Origin of the sequence: Jidongwangia harbinensis (genome assembly GCF_020216025.1) — a bacterium.
In the GTDB taxonomy this organism is placed as follows: Bacteria; Actinomycetota; Actinomycetes; order Mycobacteriales; family Micromonosporaceae; genus Actinoplanes; species Actinoplanes harbinensis.
The window spans coordinates 1-18,494 of sequence record NZ_JAIWNC010000070.1 but is presented as its reverse complement, the minus strand read 5'-3'; the positions used below and the strand labels follow the sequence as shown (position 1 = coordinate 18,494).

General features: G+C 73.5%; 21 protein-coding genes. 13 read left to right on the top strand and 8 right to left on the bottom strand.

Translation table 11 applies throughout. From position 1 onward, the window contains the following. Window positions 1-769: 769 nt before the first annotated feature. Entirely contained in the window at window positions 770-1,093 is a 324-nt protein-coding gene (locus LDL48_RS42215) for an ArsR/SmtB family transcription factor (protein ID WP_225260833.1), read from the top strand. After that, window positions 1,090-1,572: an SRPBCC family protein gene (locus tag LDL48_RS42210; RefSeq protein WP_225260832.1), complete on the top strand. Its 483-nt coding sequence runs from the start codon at window positions 1,090-1,092 to the stop codon at window positions 1,570-1,572. The genes LDL48_RS42215 and LDL48_RS42210 overlap by 4 nt, the downstream gene beginning before the upstream one ends. A 1-nt stretch (window position 1,573) precedes the next feature. Here the strand turns inward: LDL48_RS42210 and LDL48_RS42205 are convergent, their stop codons facing one another. The 3 genes from LDL48_RS42205 to LDL48_RS42195 are packed head-to-tail and all read right to left on the bottom strand — an operon-like array spanning window position 1,574 to window position 3,173. Then, a complete protein-coding gene (locus LDL48_RS42205; protein WP_225260831.1) occupies window positions 1,574-2,245 on the bottom strand; it encodes a cation diffusion facilitator family transporter in 672 nt (223 codons plus the stop codon). Beyond that, on the bottom strand, window positions 2,242-2,583 hold the full coding sequence (locus LDL48_RS42200; protein WP_225260830.1) for an ArsR/SmtB family transcription factor: 342 nt from the start codon (window positions 2,581-2,583) through the stop codon (window positions 2,242-2,244). Before LDL48_RS42200 ends, LDL48_RS42205 begins: the two co-directional genes overlap by 4 nt. A gap of 41 nt (window positions 2,584-2,624) precedes the next feature. Further along, entirely contained in the window at window positions 2,625-3,173 is a 549-nt protein-coding gene (locus LDL48_RS42195) for a permease-like cell division protein FtsX (RefSeq protein ID WP_225260829.1), read from the bottom strand. Window positions 3,174-3,355: 182 nt separating this feature from the next. On the opposite strand from LDL48_RS42195, the gene LDL48_RS42190 reads away from it, so the two are divergent. Continuing rightward, window positions 3,356-3,907 (top strand): GNAT family N-acetyltransferase, encoded by a 552-nt coding sequence (locus LDL48_RS42190; RefSeq protein ID WP_225260828.1) that lies wholly within the window; start codon window positions 3,356-3,358, stop codon window positions 3,905-3,907. Here the strand turns inward: LDL48_RS42190 and LDL48_RS42185 are convergent. The 3 genes from LDL48_RS42185 to LDL48_RS42175 all read right to left on the bottom strand — a co-directional run bounded on the left by LDL48_RS42185 (window position 3,887) and on the right by LDL48_RS42175 (window position 6,549). Continuing rightward, window positions 3,887-4,690, bottom strand: coding sequence for a TIGR02569 family protein (locus LDL48_RS42185; RefSeq protein WP_225260827.1), 804 nt, complete (start codon window positions 4,688-4,690; stop codon window positions 3,887-3,889). The two genes, LDL48_RS42190 and LDL48_RS42185, sit on opposite strands and share 21 nt — an antisense overlap. Window positions 4,691-4,712: 22 nt before the next feature. Beyond that, window positions 4,713-5,939 carry an MFS transporter gene (locus LDL48_RS42180; protein ID WP_225260826.1) on the bottom strand — a complete coding sequence of 409 codons (1,227 nt, stop codon included), beginning with the start codon at window positions 5,937-5,939 and terminating at the stop codon, window positions 4,713-4,715. A 103-nt stretch (window positions 5,940-6,042) separates the two neighbouring features. Then, window positions 6,043-6,549 (bottom strand): DUF402 domain-containing protein, encoded by a 507-nt coding sequence (locus LDL48_RS42175; RefSeq protein WP_225260825.1) that lies wholly within the window; start codon window positions 6,547-6,549, stop codon window positions 6,043-6,045. A gap of 185 nt (window positions 6,550-6,734) precedes the next feature. Here LDL48_RS42175 and LDL48_RS42170 point away from each other — a divergent pair, with 185 nt between their 5' ends. Further along, window positions 6,735-7,598, top strand: coding sequence for a hypothetical protein (locus LDL48_RS42170; RefSeq protein WP_225260824.1), 864 nt, complete (start codon window positions 6,735-6,737; stop codon window positions 7,596-7,598). A 6-nt stretch (window positions 7,599-7,604) separates the two neighbouring features. Beyond that, window positions 7,605-9,074: a GGDEF domain-containing protein gene (locus LDL48_RS44900; protein ID WP_225260823.1), complete on the top strand. Its 1,470-nt coding sequence runs from the start codon at window positions 7,605-7,607 to the stop codon at window positions 9,072-9,074. Here LDL48_RS44900 and LDL48_RS42160 read toward each other — a convergent pair. Next, the gene (locus tag LDL48_RS42160; protein WP_225260822.1) at window positions 9,067-9,984 is read right to left on the bottom strand and encodes an NAD(P)/FAD-dependent oxidoreductase; all 918 of its coding nucleotides are present in this window, start codon (window positions 9,982-9,984) and stop codon (window positions 9,067-9,069) included. The genes LDL48_RS44900 and LDL48_RS42160 overlap by 8 nt on opposite strands. A gap of 47 nt (window positions 9,985-10,031) precedes the next feature. Here LDL48_RS42160 and LDL48_RS42155 point away from each other — a divergent pair, with 47 nt between their 5' ends. Next, window positions 10,032-10,613, top strand: a complete 582-nt coding sequence (locus tag LDL48_RS42155; RefSeq protein WP_225260821.1) for a helix-turn-helix domain-containing protein — start codon at window positions 10,032-10,034, stop codon at window positions 10,611-10,613. Next, window positions 10,610-11,230, top strand: coding sequence for a nucleoside/nucleotide kinase family protein (locus tag LDL48_RS42150; RefSeq protein WP_225260820.1), 621 nt, complete (start codon window positions 10,610-10,612; stop codon window positions 11,228-11,230). The genes LDL48_RS42155 and LDL48_RS42150 overlap by 4 nt, the downstream gene beginning before the upstream one ends. Window positions 11,231-11,499: 269 nt before the next feature. Here LDL48_RS42150 and LDL48_RS42145 read toward each other — a convergent pair whose 3' ends face one another. Continuing rightward, window positions 11,500-12,180: a bifunctional DNA primase/polymerase gene (locus LDL48_RS42145; protein WP_225260819.1), complete on the bottom strand. Its 681-nt coding sequence runs from the start codon at window positions 12,178-12,180 to the stop codon at window positions 11,500-11,502. Between the two features lie 244 nt (window positions 12,181-12,424). Here LDL48_RS42145 and LDL48_RS42140 point away from each other — a divergent pair, with 244 nt between their 5' ends. The 6 genes from LDL48_RS42140 (at window position 12,425) to LDL48_RS42115 (ending at window position 18,411) form a co-directional block, all read left to right on the top strand. Continuing rightward, a complete protein-coding gene (locus LDL48_RS42140) occupies window positions 12,425-13,651 on the top strand; it encodes a helix-turn-helix domain-containing protein (RefSeq protein WP_225260818.1) in 1,227 nt (408 codons plus the stop codon). A 70-nt stretch (window positions 13,652-13,721) separates the two neighbouring features. Next, window positions 13,722-14,240: a flavoprotein gene (locus tag LDL48_RS42135; RefSeq protein ID WP_504786608.1), complete on the top strand. Its 519-nt coding sequence runs from the start codon at window positions 13,722-13,724 to the stop codon at window positions 14,238-14,240. A gap of 46 nt (window positions 14,241-14,286) precedes the next feature. Continuing rightward, entirely contained in the window at window positions 14,287-15,129 is an 843-nt protein-coding gene (locus LDL48_RS42130) for a Nif3-like dinuclear metal center hexameric protein (protein ID WP_225260816.1), read from the top strand. Next, window positions 15,126-15,860, top strand: a complete 735-nt coding sequence (locus LDL48_RS42125) for a zinc ribbon domain-containing protein (RefSeq protein WP_225260815.1) — start codon at window positions 15,126-15,128, stop codon at window positions 15,858-15,860. The genes LDL48_RS42130 and LDL48_RS42125 overlap by 4 nt, the downstream gene beginning before the upstream one ends. Next, window positions 15,857-17,014 (top strand): bifunctional RNase H/acid phosphatase, encoded by a 1,158-nt coding sequence (locus LDL48_RS42120; protein WP_225260814.1) that lies wholly within the window; start codon window positions 15,857-15,859, stop codon window positions 17,012-17,014. Before LDL48_RS42125 ends, LDL48_RS42120 begins: the two co-directional genes overlap by 4 nt. A gap of 110 nt (window positions 17,015-17,124) precedes the next feature. After that, the gene (locus LDL48_RS42115) at window positions 17,125-18,411 is read left to right on the top strand and encodes a glycoside hydrolase family 18 protein (RefSeq protein WP_225260813.1); all 1,287 of its coding nucleotides are present in this window, start codon (window positions 17,125-17,127) and stop codon (window positions 18,409-18,411) included. The last annotated feature ends 83 nt before the right edge of the window (window positions 18,412-18,494 follow it).

The window sequence follows — 18,494 nt, the reverse complement described above, 5'->3', positions numbered from 1 at the left end:
GGTCCCAGCGCCAGACTCAGAGACGGACTTCACTTCCAAGCACGCGTCGACGTCACGGGCACCCATCGAGGGTGGACACCCCCGACAAGCCCGATGGTGACGAGGCCGGCACGCCCGCACCAGCCCCGTCACCCGACCCAGCGACAACCGTGACCGGGCCGCCGGTTTCACGCCCAGCGTGATCAACCCGGGGGTTGTGAAGACTCAGTGGAACGCCAGTGTCGTTATCCGGCCCGCATAGCGACGTTGGTGTACCAGTGGAGCGCTCCACTGGTACACCAACGCCAGGCGGTGCGCGTTACGGGCGCTGTCCATGTCAGATCTTGGAAGCGTGGAGTCGTGCGGCCCCCATTGGCAGTTTCCTGTCAAGATCTGCGCCACTCGACGCCTTTCACCCAATGCCTGGGCTTTGACCGGGGGTGGCTGGCCTTGATGGCAAGTGCAAGCAATGACCGAGTGGCTGGCATTGACCGCTTATACCGCCATAATCCGAGCACCTGCCCGCCCGGGCCGACCGGCCGACTTCCGTGTACCGACGCGAGCCGTCCGCATGACGCGATTATCTGAACACTTTCTAAACAATAAGGCACGGCTCGAATCGAATCGGACCGCCGCTCGAGTGCATCGGTCGACGACTCACCGCGAACCTCCTTCGAAGGCATTGCCGGCGGAACGCTCGGCAGGGGGCCGGTGCCGTTGCGGTGGGGCGACACCCCGCGCCGTCGGCAATCCCTTGACGCGAGCAACGGTAAGTCGTAGCTTTCCGTTCGTGGCTACTTACCAACCGGACGACGGCTGGGACGCCCTGGGCGACCCCACCCGCCGCGCCATCGTTGCGTGCCTGGCCGAGCGGCCCCGTGCCGTCCGCGAACTGGCCGACGAGTTGCCGATCAGCCGGCCGGCGGTGTCGCAGCACCTGAAGGTGTTGAAGGAGGCCGGGCTGGTCACCGACCGGGCGGTCGGGACCCGGCGGGTCTACCGGCTCAACCCGGCCGGCGTGGCCGCGCTGCGCGATCAGCTGGAGACGTTCTGGCACCGGGCCCTGGACGGCTATCAGGACGTCGCCGAACAACCGACCGAGGAGACTTCATGACCGAGACAACGGCCGCGGTGGTGCGCCGGCAGATCGTCGTCGAGGCGCCGATCGAGCGCGCTTTCGCGGTGTTCACCGAACGGTTCGGCGACTTCAAGCCGCCGGAACACAACCTGCTCGGCGCGCCCATCGCGGAGACCGTGTTCGAGCCCCGGGTGGGCGGCCACATCTACGACCGCGCGGTCGACGGCAGTGAGTGCCGCTGGGCCCGGGTGCTCGCGTACGAGCCGCCGGACCGGGTGGTGTTCAGCTGGGACATCAACCCGCAGTGGCAGGTCGAGACGGAGCCGGAGAACACCAGCGAGGTCGAGGTGCGGTTCGTCGCCGAGACCCCGCAGCGCACCCGGGTGGAACTGGAGCACCGCCACATCGACCGGCACGGGCCCGGCTGGCCGTCGGTCAGCGAGGGGGTCGCGCACGACGAGGGCTGGCCGCTGTACCTGGCCCGCTACGCGGCCGTGGTGGCTCAGCGCGCTTAGCCTAGTGCGGGCAGCACTCACAGCTGTCCGGTTCGCCGGCGGCCGGCGGGGCGCAGTCGTCGCACTGCTCGCCCCGCCAGGCCGCCACGCCTTCGCGGACGGCGACGGCCGCGATCACCAGGGCCGCCACCGGGTCGGCCCAGTACCAGCCGAGGGTCGCGTTGAGCAGGAGCCCGGCCAGCACGATCGCGGACAGGTACGTGCACAGCATGGTCTGCATGGAGTCGGCGACCACGGTGGCCGAACCCAGTTCCCGGCCGGTGCGGCGTTTCGCCCACACCAGCACCGGCATCACGATCAGGGACAGTGCGGCGACGCCGATCCCGACCGGCGAGGTCTGTGCCTCGCCGGTGCCGAGCAGCGACCGGACCGCGTCGACGCCGACCCAGGCGGCGAGCGCGAAGAATGACACCCCGATGAGTCGCAGCGCCAGGCGTTCCCGGTCGGCCGGAACCGCGGACCGGAACTGCCAGATCACCACCAGCGCGCTGGACACCTCGACGAACGAGTCCAGGCCGAAGCCGACCAGCGCGGTCGACGACGCGGCCGCCCCGGCCGCGACCGCGACGACGCCCTCCAACAGGTTGTAGCCGGCGGTCGCGTACGCCAGGTGCAGGCTGCGCCGGTTCAGCCGGGTACGCCGGGCCGCCGTCACCACGGGAGCGGTGGTCATCGGGCGGCCTCGGTGCCGTACGCCGGGCACAGCGCCACCGCCTCGCCGGTCGCGGCCAGCACGCCTTCGGCCGCGGCGAGCAGGTCCATCAGTTCGGGGCGGGTCAGCGCGTAGAACGACTGCCGGCCCTGCACGCGGTAGTCGACCAGGCCGCAGTCGCGCAGGCAGGCCAGGTGCTTCGACACGGTGGACTGGGCCAGGCCGAGTTCGCCGGTCAGGTCGACCACGCGGGCCTCGCCGGCCGCGAGCCGGGCCACGATGCGCAGCCGGGTCTCGTCGCCGAGTGACCGGAACAGCGCCACCGCGGGCGTCACGCACCCGTCCCCATCAATCGCCACCAGGCGATGATAGCCGAACCGGGCGATGCATCAGGAGGGAGTCAGGAACAGGCGATCGCGCTGCCGGGCCGGCCCTTGGCGGGCATCATGGACACGATCGGCCGGTTCACGCCGGGCAGGGCGCCGACCGCCCGCAGCGGCGCGCAGTCGAACTCCGTCGCGATCACCGTGAGGCGGAACGACTCCGGGAGGTCGTCCGCCTCCACCTGGGGCTTGTCCTGCTCGTCCTTCCAAAGTTCCTCGAACCTCTTGAACGCCTCGGCGCGCGACTCGAACCGCACCCCGTCCCGGGCCGGGAACTTCGCCAGCTCCGTCTGGACCGCCGTCCGCTGCGCCTCGGTGATGTCGTCCTTCAGGAACACCGAAACCTGGTACTCCCGGTCGAGCGGCTTGCGCCAGCCGGACACCAGCAACACGGAGACCGCACCGGCGGCACCCGCGGCGAGCGCCAGCACGGTCACCGCGGCGGTCACCACGAACCAGAGGCGGGACGGACGCGGCGGGGCGGGCGGCCCGGGCGGCCCGGGCGGGGCGGGTGGCGCGGCGTGGAAGGCCAGTTCAGGCGCGGTGTAATGGATCGGTTCGGACACGGCCGCGACCCTATCAGCGCCGGTCGATCAGCGGCCGGAACATGCGGTCCCGCCGCCGGGGACGAACCCGCCGGCAGTACCGGCCGCGGCCCGCACAAGGACGGCCGCGGCGCGACCCCAGGAAGGCCGGTGGCCGCCTCACCAAGCCCCACGAAGGCCGGTGGCCGCGCCATGATGGGCCGATGAGCGAGTGGCCGGTGGTGACCCTGGTGCCGTACACCGAAGATCAGCTGCCCGCGGTGCGGCCCTGGTTCACCCACCCGGAGGTGCGCCGCCGGCTGGGCGGACCGGACTGGCCGGAACGCGAACTGCGGCAGCCGGAGGCGCTCGGCGAGATCTTCCGCGGCCGCCGGGTGCTGCGCATCCACTCCTGGGTGGCGTTGGACGAGTCCGGTGCGGCGGTGGCCCACCTGGGCGGGGAGGTGTACGACCGCTGGTGCCGTTACGCCGAGGCCCCGGACGGGCCGGTGGTCTCGGACGTCGAGGCCGGACCGGCGATGGGGCTGGCGTACGTCGTCGATCCGCACCGCTGGCGCCGCGGCTTCGGCCGGGCCGCCCTGCTGGCCGCGGTCGGCGCGCCCGAGGTCCGCGACGTGATCCTGTTCGCGCTCGGCATCGAACCCGACAACGTGGCGAGCCGGCGGTGCGCGGAGTCGGCCGGGTTCCGGCCCGACGATCCCGAGCCGGACTGGGAGGACATCGTCCACCACCTGCTACGGCGTCCCCGCCGCTGACGCCGCCACGAGGTCCACCACCGGCCGGTACGCGTCGTCCGGCGGCGCCGTCCAGCGGGCCGCCGGCCAGGTGGCGATCCGGTAGATCAGCGCCCGCACCAGCATCTGGGGCCACGCCGGCAGGTGCGCCCAGCGGTCCACCAGGTCGGGGCCGGCGCCGTGCCAGCACAGCGCGTCCACCACGGCGACCGCGGCGGCCCAGGCGGGCGGGCGCCAGTACGCCGGCCAGTCGATGATCGCCGGGGGCCGGCCGGCGGCGAACAGGACGTTGCCGATCAGGTCGCCGTGCACGATCTGGGCCGGGACGTCGACCGGGCGGCGCACCGCGAACAGCGGGGCCAGCAGCACCGACGGCGCGGTCGAGCCGGGCGGGACCGGTTCGGCCCAGGCGAGCCGGTCGCCGTACGTCCAGGGGTCGTCCCGTTCGTCGAGAAAGGACGGACGGGGCACCGCGGCGACCGCCCGGTGGAACGCCGCGCCGGCCCGCACCACGTCGTCGGCGCGCCCGGGGTCGGCGTCGCCGGCGACGGCCCGCTGGGCCTCCCAGCCGGCGGCGAGCCAGCCACCGTCGGCGGTGCGCAGCGGCCGGGCCACCCGGAAGTCCGGCGACTCCGGCAGCGCGGCCAGCAGGTCGTTGCGCCAGCACGTCTCGGCGCGGCCCTCGGCCGGTTTGAGGATCACGTCGCCGGCCCGCCAGGTGCCGCCCTTGCCGCCGGGCAGCCGCCGCGGCGCGGCCGTCACGCCGAACGCGGCGAGCACGGCGGGCGGCGGCGCGTCGGTCACCCGCCCATTCAATCCCGTCGGGTCAGGTGGCCGTTTCCGGGACCGGCTCCATGGCGCCGATCTCACGGCTCACCGTGGCCGTCACCGCGCCGGCCGCGACCGCGGCCGCGAACACCAGCACCGAGCCCGGGCCGCCCCAGGCCGCGATCATCACCCCGGCCAGCAGCGGGGCCGCCGACGCCACCGACGTGGCCACCACGATGATCACGCTGACCACCCGGCCCTGCAGCCGGTCCGGTGTGATCGCGGCCTGGTGGCCGAAGAGCGCGGCGTTCGACGCCGGTCCCAGGAACACCGCGATGGCCACGGGTACGGCCGCGGCGACCGACGACGTGAGCAGCGCGCTGATCGCCATGAACCCGGCCGCGGTCCAGCAGATGCCGCGGATCAGCACGGGCAGCGGGATCCGCCGGTGCAGTGCGGGGGCGGCCAGCGCGCCCAGTAGACCGCCCACCGCCACCACGGTCTCCACCGTGCCGATCACCACCGGCGGGGTCTGGTGCCGCTGCAGCTGCACGATGATGGTGAAGATGATGCCGGTGATGGCGAAGTTCAGCGGGGCGGCGACGAACAGCACGGTCCGCAGGAACGGGTTGCCGAACACGAACCGCAGCCCCTCGGCCAGCGCCGCGACCGGTGCGTCCGGCCGTACCGCCCGCGGCTCCTGCAACGGCTTGCGGACCATCAGGACGCCGGTCATCGAGGCCAGGAACGTCAGCGCGTTGCCGACGAACGGCAGTGCGTGGCCGATCCCGAAGAGCAGCCCGCCCACCGGCTGTCCGGCCAGCGAGGTGCCGTAGCTGCGCGCCTCGTTGCGGGCCACCGCCGCGGGCAGCTGCCCGGGACGGACGATGTTGCGCAGCGCCGAGTGCTCCGCCGTACCGAACATCGCATTGCACGCCGCGCCCACCACCGTGACCGCGATGATCAGCGGGACCGACGCCTGCCCGCGCAGCACGGCGACCGCGAGCACGGCGTAGGCGACCAGCCGGATCGCGTCCGCGGCCAGCATCAGCCGGCGCCGGTCCACCCGGTCCACCAGCACGCCGGCCGGCAGGCGGCACAGCACCATCACGATCAGGCCGGCCGTGCCCACCAGGCCGGCCTGCACCGGCGAGCGGGTCAGGGTCAGGACCAGCAACGGTACGGCCAGCGACGAGATCGCATTGCCCACGTCGGACAGTGCCTGGCTGATCCAGAGCAGATTGAACTCCCGGTTACGCCACAGGTTCTCCGGCGCACCCGTCATGCCTGCACTCTCGCCGCGGCCCGCACGCCCGGTCAAGCTCGACCGTAATCGATGCGGTACGGAACGTGAAGTTTCCGTCGGTGTCGTGCCCGGGACGGCCGGGTCAGACGCGGGCGAGCCAGCCGCGGTACGCGACGCCGAACGGCTCGGTCCGGTGCACCAGCGCCCGGTGCAGGTCGGTGGCGGCCCCGGTGGCGCCCGCCACCACCTCCGGCGGGTAGCCGTAGACGCGCACGTGCTCGGCGAACTCGTCGGCGTCCTCGACCCGCACGTGCCCGTCCGGGCGGGACCGGGACAGGTCCAGATCCAGGTCGACCACGGTGATCTCGGCCGGGCCGGTCCAGCGCGGCGGGAGGCTCACGTCGCAGTACACCTCGCGGCGGTCCGGCGCGGCGGTGAACATGGCGATCCACCACCGGTCCCGGGGGATCAGCCGGACCGCGTCGTGCCGGGTGACGCCGACCCGCCGGTCGCCGTAGTGGTAGTGCACCGACGTGCCGGCCGGCGTGCCCAGCCACAGGCCGTGCCCGTCCTCACCGAGGTGGTGCGCGGTGACCTGGCGGTGCGGGCGTCCGTCGTACTTGCGCAGCACGATCTCGACCTCGCCCATGCCGCCCACGCTAGCCGGATCGCCCGCACCCGCTTCGCACCCCGGGGCGGGCTCATGTGCGCCGGTGGGCGCCCGATCCTTGGGGCACCTGCGGAGCGATCCGCGGGTGGGCGGGCCCGGTTGTTTCCCCCGGCGACCGGGTCCGCCCAGACCACCCACGCGAGACGCCACGGAAGGGGCCGGCCATGCGGACCACGCACCATGGCCTGCACATCGGGGCGGACGCCGAGAAGGTGGTCGTCGCTCCGTACCCGCTGACGATGCGCACCGGACGCGCCCGCCGGCGCCGGACCGGGTCGGTGACCGAACTGCTCCCGGTGCCACCCAGCGGGCGCACCCGCCCGCAGCGGATCCGGCTCGCCGCCCAGCTCACCCTGCCCCTGATGCTGCTCTGCGCGGTCCTCGACGCGGTCGGTGTCCCCTGGTGGGCGCCCGCCGCCGGCACCGTGGCGCTGGTCGGCTGGGTAGTGCGCGCGCAGGCCCGCGCCGCGCGGGTCCCGTCGATCGCGCTGCCGCCCGGCGACGACTGCCACGTGCTGGTCGCTCGGGCCGAGCGCACCGCGTACCAACAGGCCCTGGTCCTGTCCCGCCGGGTGCGCCGCACCTGGCCGGCGCTGGGCGACCTGATCGACCCGGCCGACGCCGACCGCACCCTGACCCGCGCCCTCGACGAACTGGCCGCCCTGATGGCCCGGCGCCAGCAGATCCGCCGGCTGCGGGCCGACCTGGCCGGCGTGGACCACGCCGCGCTGCCCGCGGACAGCGCGGCCGTGCTGGCCCTGGACGCGCAACGGCACCGGGTCGACGCCCTGTGGCGGGAGACCGGCGGCGCGGCCAACCGCATGCTGGCCGGCCTCACCACGGCCGCGCTGGCCGGCGAGAACCTGATCCGCGAGCAGCGGGTGCACCGGACCGCCCGGGAGGCCGAACTGGCCATCTCCCGGCTCGCGGTGGCCGGTCCGCGCCCGGTCGTCCCGGCCGCACCGGAACTGGCCGAGCGAACGGCGGCGGTGATCGCCGCCTACCGCGATCTCGCCACCTGGGAGTAGCCGGCCGTGCCACCCGCACATGCCCGCCCGGCCCGCCGCCCGGTCGCGCTCATCCCGTTCGGTGCCGTCGTGCTGGGCCTGCCCACCGTGCTGCGTCCCGGTAGCACGCTGGCGCAGGTGACCTACACCGTGACGTTCTGCCTGTTCGTGGTGCTGGCCTGGGCCGGCGTGCGGGCCCAGCCGCGGGGCCGGCCGGCGTACGCCCTGGTCGCGGGCGGACTGACCGCCTGGCTCGCCGGCGACCTGCTGTACGCGCTGCTGACCAGGGTGTTCGGCGAGTTCGACGGGGTGTCCCCGGGCGACGTGCTGTGGATCGCCGGCTATCCGCTGATCGCCACCGGTCTACTCCTGATGACCCGGCTGCGCGCGGCCGGCCGGCTGCGCGAGAGCCTGCTCGACGGACTGGCCATGGCGACCGTGGTGGCGTCGCTGTTCGGCCAGTTCCTGGTGCTGCCGGCGGTGGTCGGCGAGGGCTTCACGCTGGACGTGCTCACCGGGGCGTTCTATCCGTTCGGCGACGTCCTGCTGTTCGCGGCCGCGGTGCTGCTGGTCCTGGCGCCGGGGGACCGCCGCGGGCCCACCCGGTACCTGGTCGCCGCGCTGACCCTCACCTTCCTCGGCGACGTGGTGATCACCGTGCTGTCCGAGCGGCTCCCGGAGTTCGACACCGCACGCCTCGACGCGGTCCTGTTGCTCGCCAACGGGCTGTTGGTGGCGGCGTTGCGGCACCCCCGGGCGGGCCAGCTGACCGCGGCCCGGGCGGCGGACGAACGGCTGCACCCGGCGCGCGTGGTCTTCCTCGGCATCGCGATGCTGGCCATGCCGGCGCTCACCCACCTGCGGGTCTCCGCCACCGCCGCGGAACGGTGGGCGTCGCTGACCGCCACCGTGATCCTGAGCGTCATCGTGCTGATCCGCTTCACGCTGGTGGTCCGCGACCAGGAGCGGGTACGGGCCACGCTGGCCCACCGGGCCACCCACGACCGGATGACCGGGCTGGTGAACCGGTCGGAACTGCACGCCCGACTGGATCTGGCGTTGCGCCGCGATCCGCCGGCCGGGCTGCTCGCCGTCTATCTGGACCTGGACGGCTTCAAGTCGGTCAACGACCGGTACGGCCACGCCGCCGGCGACGCGGTGCTGGTGGAGGTGGCCGCGCGGCTGCGGGCGACGCTGCGGCCGGCCGACACGGTGGCCCGGGTCGGCGGCGACGAGTTCGTCGTGGTGCCGGCCGACGTCCACGACGCGCGCTCGGCCGCCGCGCTCGCCGCGCGCCTGGACCGGATCGTGCGCACCCCGGTCCGGTACCGCGACGCGGTGCTCGAGGTGGGCGTGAGCATCGGCACGGCGTTCGCCGGTGACCTCGACCGGCCGGACGTGGACGCCCTGCTGGCCGCGGCGGACGCCGCCATGTACCGGACCAAGGCGGTCCGGCGCGCCGCCGCGCCCACGGCCGCCCCGGCGCCGGTCAGCTAGCCGCGACCGCGGCGGCCGTCTCCGCCTGCACCAGGTCCGCGTTGATCATGGCGCCGGCCATCGTCCCGGCACCCGCGGACGTGATCACCTGCCCCATCGGGTCGGCGACGTTGCCGGCCACCCACACCCCGGGCACCGCGGTACGGCCGGTCGGGTCCTCCGCCGGCACGTAGGCGCCGGCCCCGCTCGGGTGTTCCGTGACGGTCAGGCCCAGCGACGCCAGCAACTCGCCGCCCGGTTCCATCCGGGTCTGCACGACCAGGTTGTCGTACGCCACCACGGTGCCGTCGGCCAGGCGTACCCCGTCGTCGTCGACCGCGGTGACCCGGCCGGACACCACCGTGACGCCCCGGGCCCGCAACTGGCGTTCCTGGTCCGGGTCCGGCGTGAAGGTGTCGTTGCGGAACAACGTCACGTCCTTCGTCCACTGACCCCACAGCAGCGCGCCGTGCATGGCCATCGGGGTGGTCGCGATGATGCCGATCCGGGTGCCGCGGACCTCGTACCCGTGGCAGTACGGGCAGTGCAGCACCGTGTGCCCCCACCGCTCGCGCAATCCCGGGATCTCCGGCAGCCGGTCGGTCACCCCGGTGGTCACCAGCAGGCGCCGCGCCGACACCGTGGAGCCGTCCGCCAGCGTCACCTGGAAACCGGCCTCGGTGCGGGTGGCCGTGACCGCCCGGCCGTCGCGGATCTCGCCGCCGTACCGCCGCACCTCGGCGCGCCCGAGCGTCGCGTACTCCGCGGGCGGCACGCCGTCGCGGGTCAGATAGTTGTGTATGCCGTCCGCCGGTGCGTTGCGCGGCTCGCCCGCGTCGATCACCAGCACCGTGCGCAGGGCGCGGCCCAGGGCCACCGCGCCACTCAGTCCGGCGGGCCCGCCGCCGATCACCACCACGTCGTATGTCATAGGACGACGATCGACCCGGACCCGGCGATGTGACAAGCTTTGTTGCCATGGCGGCAAACAGCGACGACGTGATCGCCGGGGTCGGGCCCCGCCTGCGGGCGCTGCGGCAGGAGCATCGGGTGACGCTCAGCGAGCTGTCCGGGACCACCGGCATCTCGATCAGCACGCTGTCCCGGCTCGAGTCCGGCCAGCGCCGCGCCACGCTGGAACTGCTGCTGCCGCTGGCCCGGGCGTACCGGGTGCCGCTGGACGAACTGGTCGGCGCCCCGCCGACCGGCGATCCGCGGGTGTACGCCCGGCCGATCCAGCGGTTCGGGCAGACCATCGTCCCGCTCAGCCGCCAGGCCGGCGGGCTGCAGGCGTTCAAGCACCTGATCCCGGCCGGCGAGCCGCAGGACCCGGACCCCAAGACCCACGAGGGGTACGAGTGGCTGTACGTGCTCAGCGGCCGGCTCCGGCTCATCCTCGGCGAGCACGACCTGGCGCTGCCGGCCGGGGAGGCGGCCGAGTTCGACACCCGGATGCCGCACTGGTTCGGCCGCGCCGACTCCCACGCGGTCGAGTTCCTGACCATCTTCGGCCCGCAGGGGGAGCGGATGCACGTCCGCGCCCGGCCCACCCGCGGATGATCGGCGAGCTGGTCCGGCGGATCCTGGCCGTGGACCTCGACCACCCGGTGCGGGTGGGCATCGACGGCCCGTCCGCGGCGGGCAAGACCACCCTGGCCGGCACGCTCGCCGGTGCGCTCCGGGCGACCACCGACCGGGTGATCGTCCGGGCCGAACTGGACCACTTCATGCGGATGGTCCAGGACCGGAACGCCTACCCGTACGACTCCGCGGAGAGTTACTACCTGGACGCCTGGGACTACCCGGCGATCCGCCGCGAGTTACTCGTTCCGCTCGGCCCGGGCGGCGACCGCCGGTACCGGACCGCGCTCACCGACGCGGCCGGCACGACCACCCGCGACCTGCCGGTGCACATCGCGCCGGACGACGCCATCCTGCTCGCCGACGGGGTCTTCCTGCAGCGCCCGGAGCTGGACCGGCACTGGGACCTGCGGATCTACCTGCATCTCGACGCGGCCGAGTCGCTGCGCCGCGGCGTGGCCCGGGACCGGCACTGGATGGGCGGCGCCGAGGAGGCCGAGCGGCGCTACCGCACCCGGTACGTCCCCGGCGAGGAGCGGTACCGCGCCGAGGTGCGGCCGCGCGAGCACGCCCAGATCGTCGTCGAGGTGCCTTAGCTCAGCGACCGTGCAGCGGGCGGTGCGTGCCCGCGGGCCGCGAACCGGCCGGCCGGGAACCCACCGGCCGGGAGCCGGACGGCCGGGTACCGGCCCAACGGCCCCAGCCGTTCACCACTTCGGGGGACTCGACCCCGTTGCGCCCTGCCACTACGTTGTGTGTCGACATGCGTGCACCCGCCCATGCCCGGAGACCGTCCGCCACCTGCGTTAACGACTGGGCGGGCGGAGAGACGTCGGCCCTCGGGCCGATCCGGAAGACGCGAACGTCAGGCCGCTCTGCGCGCGGTGGACATCTGCCGCGGCACCGCGACCGGCCGCACCGTGGTGGCGGGACGCCGGCCCAGCACGTCCAGCGCGTCGACCAGCAGGGCCTGCACGCCGTCCGCCTCGGGCAGCCGCCAGCGCACCTGCTCGGGCGTGACGGCCCAGCGCACCGGGCCCTCGGGCAGCCGGCTGGGCGCGGCCGGTATCCACGAGCCGGGTCCATGTCGGACCACGTCCAGGCAGCGCTCCAGTTCCGGGCGCAGCGGCCGGCCCGGGCGGACCAGGAACATCCACCGCCCGCCCGGCGTGACCGCCACCGGGCCCCGGGCGTCCGCGTGCTCGTGGCCCAGCACGCCGGCGTGCAGGCGGGCCGTGCCCAGCACCCGCAGCCCGAGCGCGGCCGGCACCTCGATGACGTCGAAGGCGAGCCCGGTGGCCAGCAGCACGCTGTACGACCGGCGTCGCCACCAGCGCGCCACCCGCGCGGCGTCGGTGCTGGCGTGGTCCTCCCAGGACTCGGCGGCGGGATGACAACCCATGATCGGGCACCCGGGCCGGTCGCAGTCGAATCGGTGGCCGACGAGCCGGGCACCGGGCAGGACCGCCCAGCCGTGTGCGGCGTAGCGCAGCGCCGCCCGGCGCAGGCGGAGCCGGTCGAGGACAGTCGGGTTGTGCCACTGCATGGTTGTCTACCCCTGATTCGGGAAGCTGCTGGCCTTATCAGCCGCGGGTGCCGTGTCCAAGCGCGACACGCTTCGTTGGTTCGCACAGATCCACTTTTTTGCAACTTGCATGAGAAACTACGAGCGTCCGACGGCAGGCGATCACACACCTTGTGCGACCACCGCACAACGTGAGTGACCACACTGTCCACGACACAAAGGATGCCCACCGGGGAGAAAGCGCCGGGGGGTTGGGGAGGCACCCATGGACGAGCTGCCCATCGGACGGCGCGTCGCCTACTGGCGAGGCCGGCGCAAGATGTCCCAGCAGGTCTTCGCGGACCGGCTGGGCAAGTCCAAGAGCTGGGTCGACAAGGTGGAGCGAGGCGTCCGCCGACTCGACAAGTTCTCCGTCGTCTATGAGATCGCCGACGTCCTGCAGGTCGACGTCCAGCTCCTGCTGGGCAAGGACGTGGAGCGCCGGCCGGAGACGCAGAACTGCATCGACCAGGTCGAGGTCGAGGAGATCCGCGCGGCCCTGGAGCGCTACGACCAGATGAGCGCGTTCTTCCAGCCGGCGCCGCACTCGCCGGCGCTGGCCGAGATGCGCAAGGCGGTCAGCCACGCCTGGCTGACCTACCAGCACGCCAAGTACGGGGTGCTGGCGCGCACGCTGCCCAAGCTGCTGCGCGACGCGCAGGCGGCGGACAGCGCCCACGCCGGCAGCGACCAGGCCCGGGACGCGGCGCACCTGCTCGGCCAGGTGTACCAGATCGCCTCCTCGGCCCTGCGTAAGGTCGGCGAACACGAGCTGTCCTGGCTGGCCGCCGACCGGTCCATCGCGGTCTCCCAGCGGGCCGGCGACCAGCTGCTCGCCGGGATCGCCAGTTACCGGGTGGGCAGCGCGCTGCTGGCGCTCGGCCGGGCGCGGCCCTCGCTCGAGGTCAACGTCAACATCGCCAACCGGCTCGCCCCCGGGTACGAGGGCAACACGCCGGAACGCCTCTCGGTGTACGGCATGCTGCTGCTCAACGGCGCGATGGCCGCCGCCCGGATCGGCGACAGCGCCACCGTGCGCGACCTGGTCAGCGGTGCCGAACAGGCGGCGAACGCGCTGGGCGGCGACTTCAACCACTACTGGACCAGCTTCGGCCCCACCAACGTGCAGCTGCACCGGGCCGCCGCAGCGGTGGAACTCGGCGACGGCCGGTCCGCGGTCGAGCTGTTCGAGCGCATCGACCATGAAGGCTTCCACGCCATGCTGCCGGAACGCCGGGCCCACTACTTCCTCGACATCGCCCGCGGATACGCGCAGGTCGGCGACATCGAGAAGGCCAGCGAGATGCTGCTGGAAGGCGACCGGCTGGCGCCGTCGGAGATCCGTTGCCGTCCGCTGGCCCACGAGGTTCTCTCCGACGTGCTGCGACGCACCCGGGGCACACCGCCGGCGCCGATCGCGGAGCTGGCCGAGCAGATGGGAGTCGGCGTATGAGGTGGGGTGCCGCGTGGTGACCGGTGATTTCTCACCGGGGGTCCTGTACGTGCTGGTGTGCGGCTCGCCGATGGCCCGGGACGTCGGCGTGCTGGTCGATCTCGCGCACGCCGACGGCTGGGAGGTCTGCGTGATCACCACCCCGGACGGCCGCAAGTTCGTGGACGTCCCGGCGCTGCAGGCGCAGACCGGGCACCCGGTACGCACGCACTACAAGAACCCCGGCGACCCGGACGTCCTGCCGCCCGCGGACGCGATGATCGTCGCCCCGGCCACGGTGAACACGGTCAACAAGTGGGCCGCCGGGATCACCGACACCCTGGTGCTCGGCCTGCTCGTCGAGGGCTACGGATACGGCGTACCGACCGTCGTGGTGCCGTACACCAACATGGTCATGGCCCGGCACCCTGCCCTGCACGACAGCCTGGCGAAGCTGAGTGACTGGGGCGTGCACGTGCTGTACGGCGACGACGTGTGCCGCCTCGGCGGACCGGGACAGACCGACCGCTTCCGGTCGCAGTTCCCGTGGCGTCGCGCCCTGCAGGCGGTGAGCAACCCGGTCACCGCCAACAGCACCCTCGACCCCTGACCTCGCCGCCGAGCACGGCAGAGCCCAAGCTATAGAGTGGGCGGCCGTGACAGATTCCACGACCGTCCGGGCGGTGGTCGACGCGCTCGACCAGCGGTATCCGCGCGCCTGGGCCGAGCAGTGGGACCGCGTCGGCCTGGTCCTCGGCGACTTCGACCACCCGGTCACCACCGTGCTCTGCGTGGTCGACTGCGTCCCGGAGACCGTCGACCAGGCGCTCGCGGTCGGCGCCGACCTGATCGTGGCGCACCACCCGCTGCTGCTCAAACCGGTCTCCTCCGTCGCGCCGGACACGTTCAAGGGCCGGATCATCCACCGGCTGATCCGCGCCGACGTCGCCCTGTACACCGCGCACACCAACGCCGACGTGGCCGCACCCGGCGTCTCCGACGCGCTCGCCGCCCGCCTCGACCTGGGCCGGCTGCGTCCGCTGGTGCCCGCCCAGGGCGCGGCCGAGGGCGACGGCCGCGGCATCGGCCGGATCGGCGAGCTGGCCGCCCCGATGTCGCTCGCCGAGTTCACCGCGTTCGCCGCCGGACGCCTGCCGGCCACCGCGGCCGGGGTACGCGCGGCCGGTGACCCGGACCGCCTCCTGCGCACCGTCGCCGTCTGCGGCGGCGCGGGCGACGGGTTCCTCGCCGACGCCGCCCGGGCCGGCGTGGACGCGTACCTGTGCGCCGACCTCCGGCACCACCCGGCGAGCGAACATGTCGCCGCCGGCGGCCCCGCCCTGCTCGACGTGGCGCACTGGGCCACCGAACGCCCGTGGCTGGACGACGTCGCCGCCTGGCTGGGCGGCCGGTTCCCGGTCGACGCCGTCGTCTCCGACCTCGACACCGATCCCTGGACCGTGCACGCGGTCAACCCTTCGAAGGAGCCACTTACGTGAAGGCGTCCCCGGAAGCGCAGCGCCGTCTGCTCGACCTGCAGGCCATCGACACCGCGCTGGCGCAGCTCGCGCACCGGCGCAAGTCGCTGCCCGAGCTGGCGGAGATCGAGACGATCTCCCGCGAACTCAGCGCGCTCGAGGACGAGCGGGTCCGGGCCCAGGTGGCGGTGGACGACCTGGACCGCGACATCGCCCGCTTCGAGAAGGACATCGAGCAGGTACGCGCCCGCAAGGACCGGGATCAGCAGCGGCTGGACGCCGGCGCGGCCATGCGCGAGATCGAGGGACTGCAGCACGAGCTGGCCACGCTGAACCGCCGCCAGTCCGAACTCGAGGACGCCGAGCTGGAACTGATGGAGCAGCGGGAGACCGCCGAGGCGGCCCTGAACGCGGTGGTGGAGAGGCTCACCGACGCCACCCGGCGGCGGGCGGCCGCCGAGGCCCGGCGCGACGAGGCGTACGCGGAGATCGGCAAGGAGCAGGAGTTCAAGACGTCGTCCCGGGCCCCGCTCGCCGCCGACCTGCCGCCCGACCTGCTCGCCCTCTACGACAAGATCCGGATCGACTCCGGGCTGGGCGCCGCGCTGGTGCGCTCCGGCCGGTGCGGCGGCTGCCGCATCGAGCTGTACGGCGCCGACCTCGCCCGGGTGAAGTCCGCGCCGGCCGACGACGTGGTGCGCTGCGAGGAATGCCGCCGGATCATGGTCCGCACCACGGAAAGCGGGCTATGAGCGACCGCGCCGGTACCGACCTGCGGGTCGTGGTCGAGGCGGACGGCGGATCGCGGGGCAACCCCGGACCGGCCGGGTACGGCGCGGTCGTCCGCGAGACGGCCACCGACGAGGTGCTCCTGGAGCGGTACGCGGCGCTGGGCACCGCCACGAACAACGTGGCCGAGTACTCCGGCCTGATCGCCGGGCTGCGCGCCGCCGCCGAACTGGGCGCCACCCACGTCGACGTACGCATGGACTCCAAGCTGGTGGTCGAGCAGATGTCCGGCCGGTGGCAGATCAAGAACCCGGGCCTGCGCCCGCTCGCCGCGGAGGCGGCCACCCTGGTCGGCCGGTTCGCCTCGGTGACGTTCGACTGGATTCCGCGCGAGCGCAACCGGGCCGCGGACGCCCTGGCCAACCGCGCCATGGACGAGGCCGCCGGCAAGCCGGTCCCGGACGTCGCCCCGGCGCCCCCGGCCACGAGCGAGGTGCGGCCCGGCCCGGCCGGTCTCGGCGCCACCAGCCGGCGCACCTGGGCGCCGCCGTCGCTGGACGACGCCACCCGGCTCATCCTGGTGCGGCACGGCGAGACCGCGCTGACCAAGGAGGGCCGGTACTCCGGCCGCGGCGACGTGCCGCTCTCCGACGAGGGCCAGGCGCAGGCGATGGCCGCCGGCGGGCGGGTGGCCGGCCTGGCCCGGGACGTCGCGGCCGTGGTGAGTTCGCCGCTGTCCCGGTGTACCCGGACCGCCGAGCTGATCGCCACCGAACTCGGCGGGGTGCCGGTCACCGTGCTGGACGACCTGATCGAATGCGACTTCGGTGCCTGGGAGGGACTGACCTTCGCCGAGGTGCAGAAGCGCTGGCCGGACGAGATGACGGCGTGGCTGGCGTCGACCACGGTGGCGCCGCCGGGCGGGGAGTCGTTCGAGGCGGTGGCGGAGCGGGCGCGGGCGGCGGTCGGGACCGTGCTGCGGGCGTACCCGTCGGAGGTGGTCGTGGTGGTTTCGCACGTCTCGCCGATCAAGCTGATCCTGCGCGACGTGCTGGCCGCGTCGGACGACTTCCTGCACCGCCTGTACCTGGACGCGGCCGGCGTCTCCACGGTGGACATCTGGCCCGACGGCAACGTCGCGGTCCGCTCGGTGAACGAGACCGCCCACCTCCGGTAATCCCACCCGGCCCCCGGGCGGGGGCGTTGACCGGGGTGGACGGGGAAGTTAGGTTTTTCGATTGGAAGGTTTGTTTCCTTATTGATGAAGCTCACGGCCCTGGAGGGCTTATGCGTGTGTCCGTCCGCAGACTGGTCGCCGCCGCCGCGGTCGGCGTGGTTGCCGCCTCGCTCGCCGTCACCGCCACCCCGGCGCAGGCGCACGGCCGCGCGCCGTACGTCAAGGTCGGCTACTTCGCACAGTGGGGGATCTACGGCCGCCAGTTCCCGGTGGCGAAGCTGGAGACCTCCGGTGCCGCGGCCCGGCTCACCCACATCAACTACGCGTTCGGCGACGTCACCGCGGCCGGGGTCTGCGCCTCGGCCGACCCGTTGGCCGACTGGGGTACCGCGTTCCCGGCCGCGTCCAGCGTCGACGGCGTCGCCGACGTGCCCGGCCAGCCGTTGTCCGGCAACCTCAACCAGCTCGCCGAACTCAAGCGGAAGCACCCCGGCCTGAAGGTGCTGATCTCGCTCGGCGGCTGGACGCTGTCCAAGTGGTTCTCCGACGCGGCGGCCACCCCGCAGTCCCGCGCCAAGCTGGTCCGGTCCTGCGTGGACCTGTGGATCAAGGGCAACCTGCCGGGTCTGGCGCCGGGCGTCGCGGCGGGCATCTTCGACGGCGTCGACCTGGACTGGGAGTGGCCCGGTTCGGAGGGCAATCCCGGCAACGTGATCCGGCCCGAGGACAAGCAGAACTTCACCGCGTTGCTCGCCGAGTTCCGCCGCCAGCTGGACCGGCAGGGCCGGCACTACCAGCTGACCGCGTTCCTGCCGGCCGCGCCGATCAAGATCGATGCCGGATTCGAGGTACGCGAGATCTTCCGGTACCTGGATTTCGCCACGGTGCAGGGGTACGACTTCCACGGCACCTGGGAGGGCCGGGCCAACCAGCAGTCCGCGTTGCGGGTGCCGGCGGGCGCGCCGGACGACCCGGACTTCTCCGTCGACTCCACGATCGACGCCTGGGTCGACCGCGGTGCGCCGCGCCGTGAACTGGTGCTCGGCATCCCGTACTACGGCCAGGGCTGGACCGGCGTGACCGGCGGGCTGTTCGGCACCGCGACCGGGCCGGCGCCGGGCACGTTCGCGGCCGGCACCGAGGACTGGAAGAAGCTGAAGACGTTGCCGGCGCAGGGCTTCACGGTGCACCGGGACTGGCGGGCCGGGCACACCTACCTGTACGACGGGACCACGTTCTGGACGTACGACGATCCGGCGCAGATCCTGCAGAAGACGGCGTACATCCGGGCCCGGGGTCTGGGCGGCGCGATGATGTGGTCGCTGGACGGCGACGACGACTCGGCCACGCTGACCCGTACCGTCGCTGCCGGCCTCTGGACACCCCGGCGCGGCTGACCAGCGCCTTTACCGGGTGGTGGGCCCGGGGGGGCCCCCCCCCCCCCCCCGCGGGGCGGCCGCAGACGTTTTGGCGCGGGGAC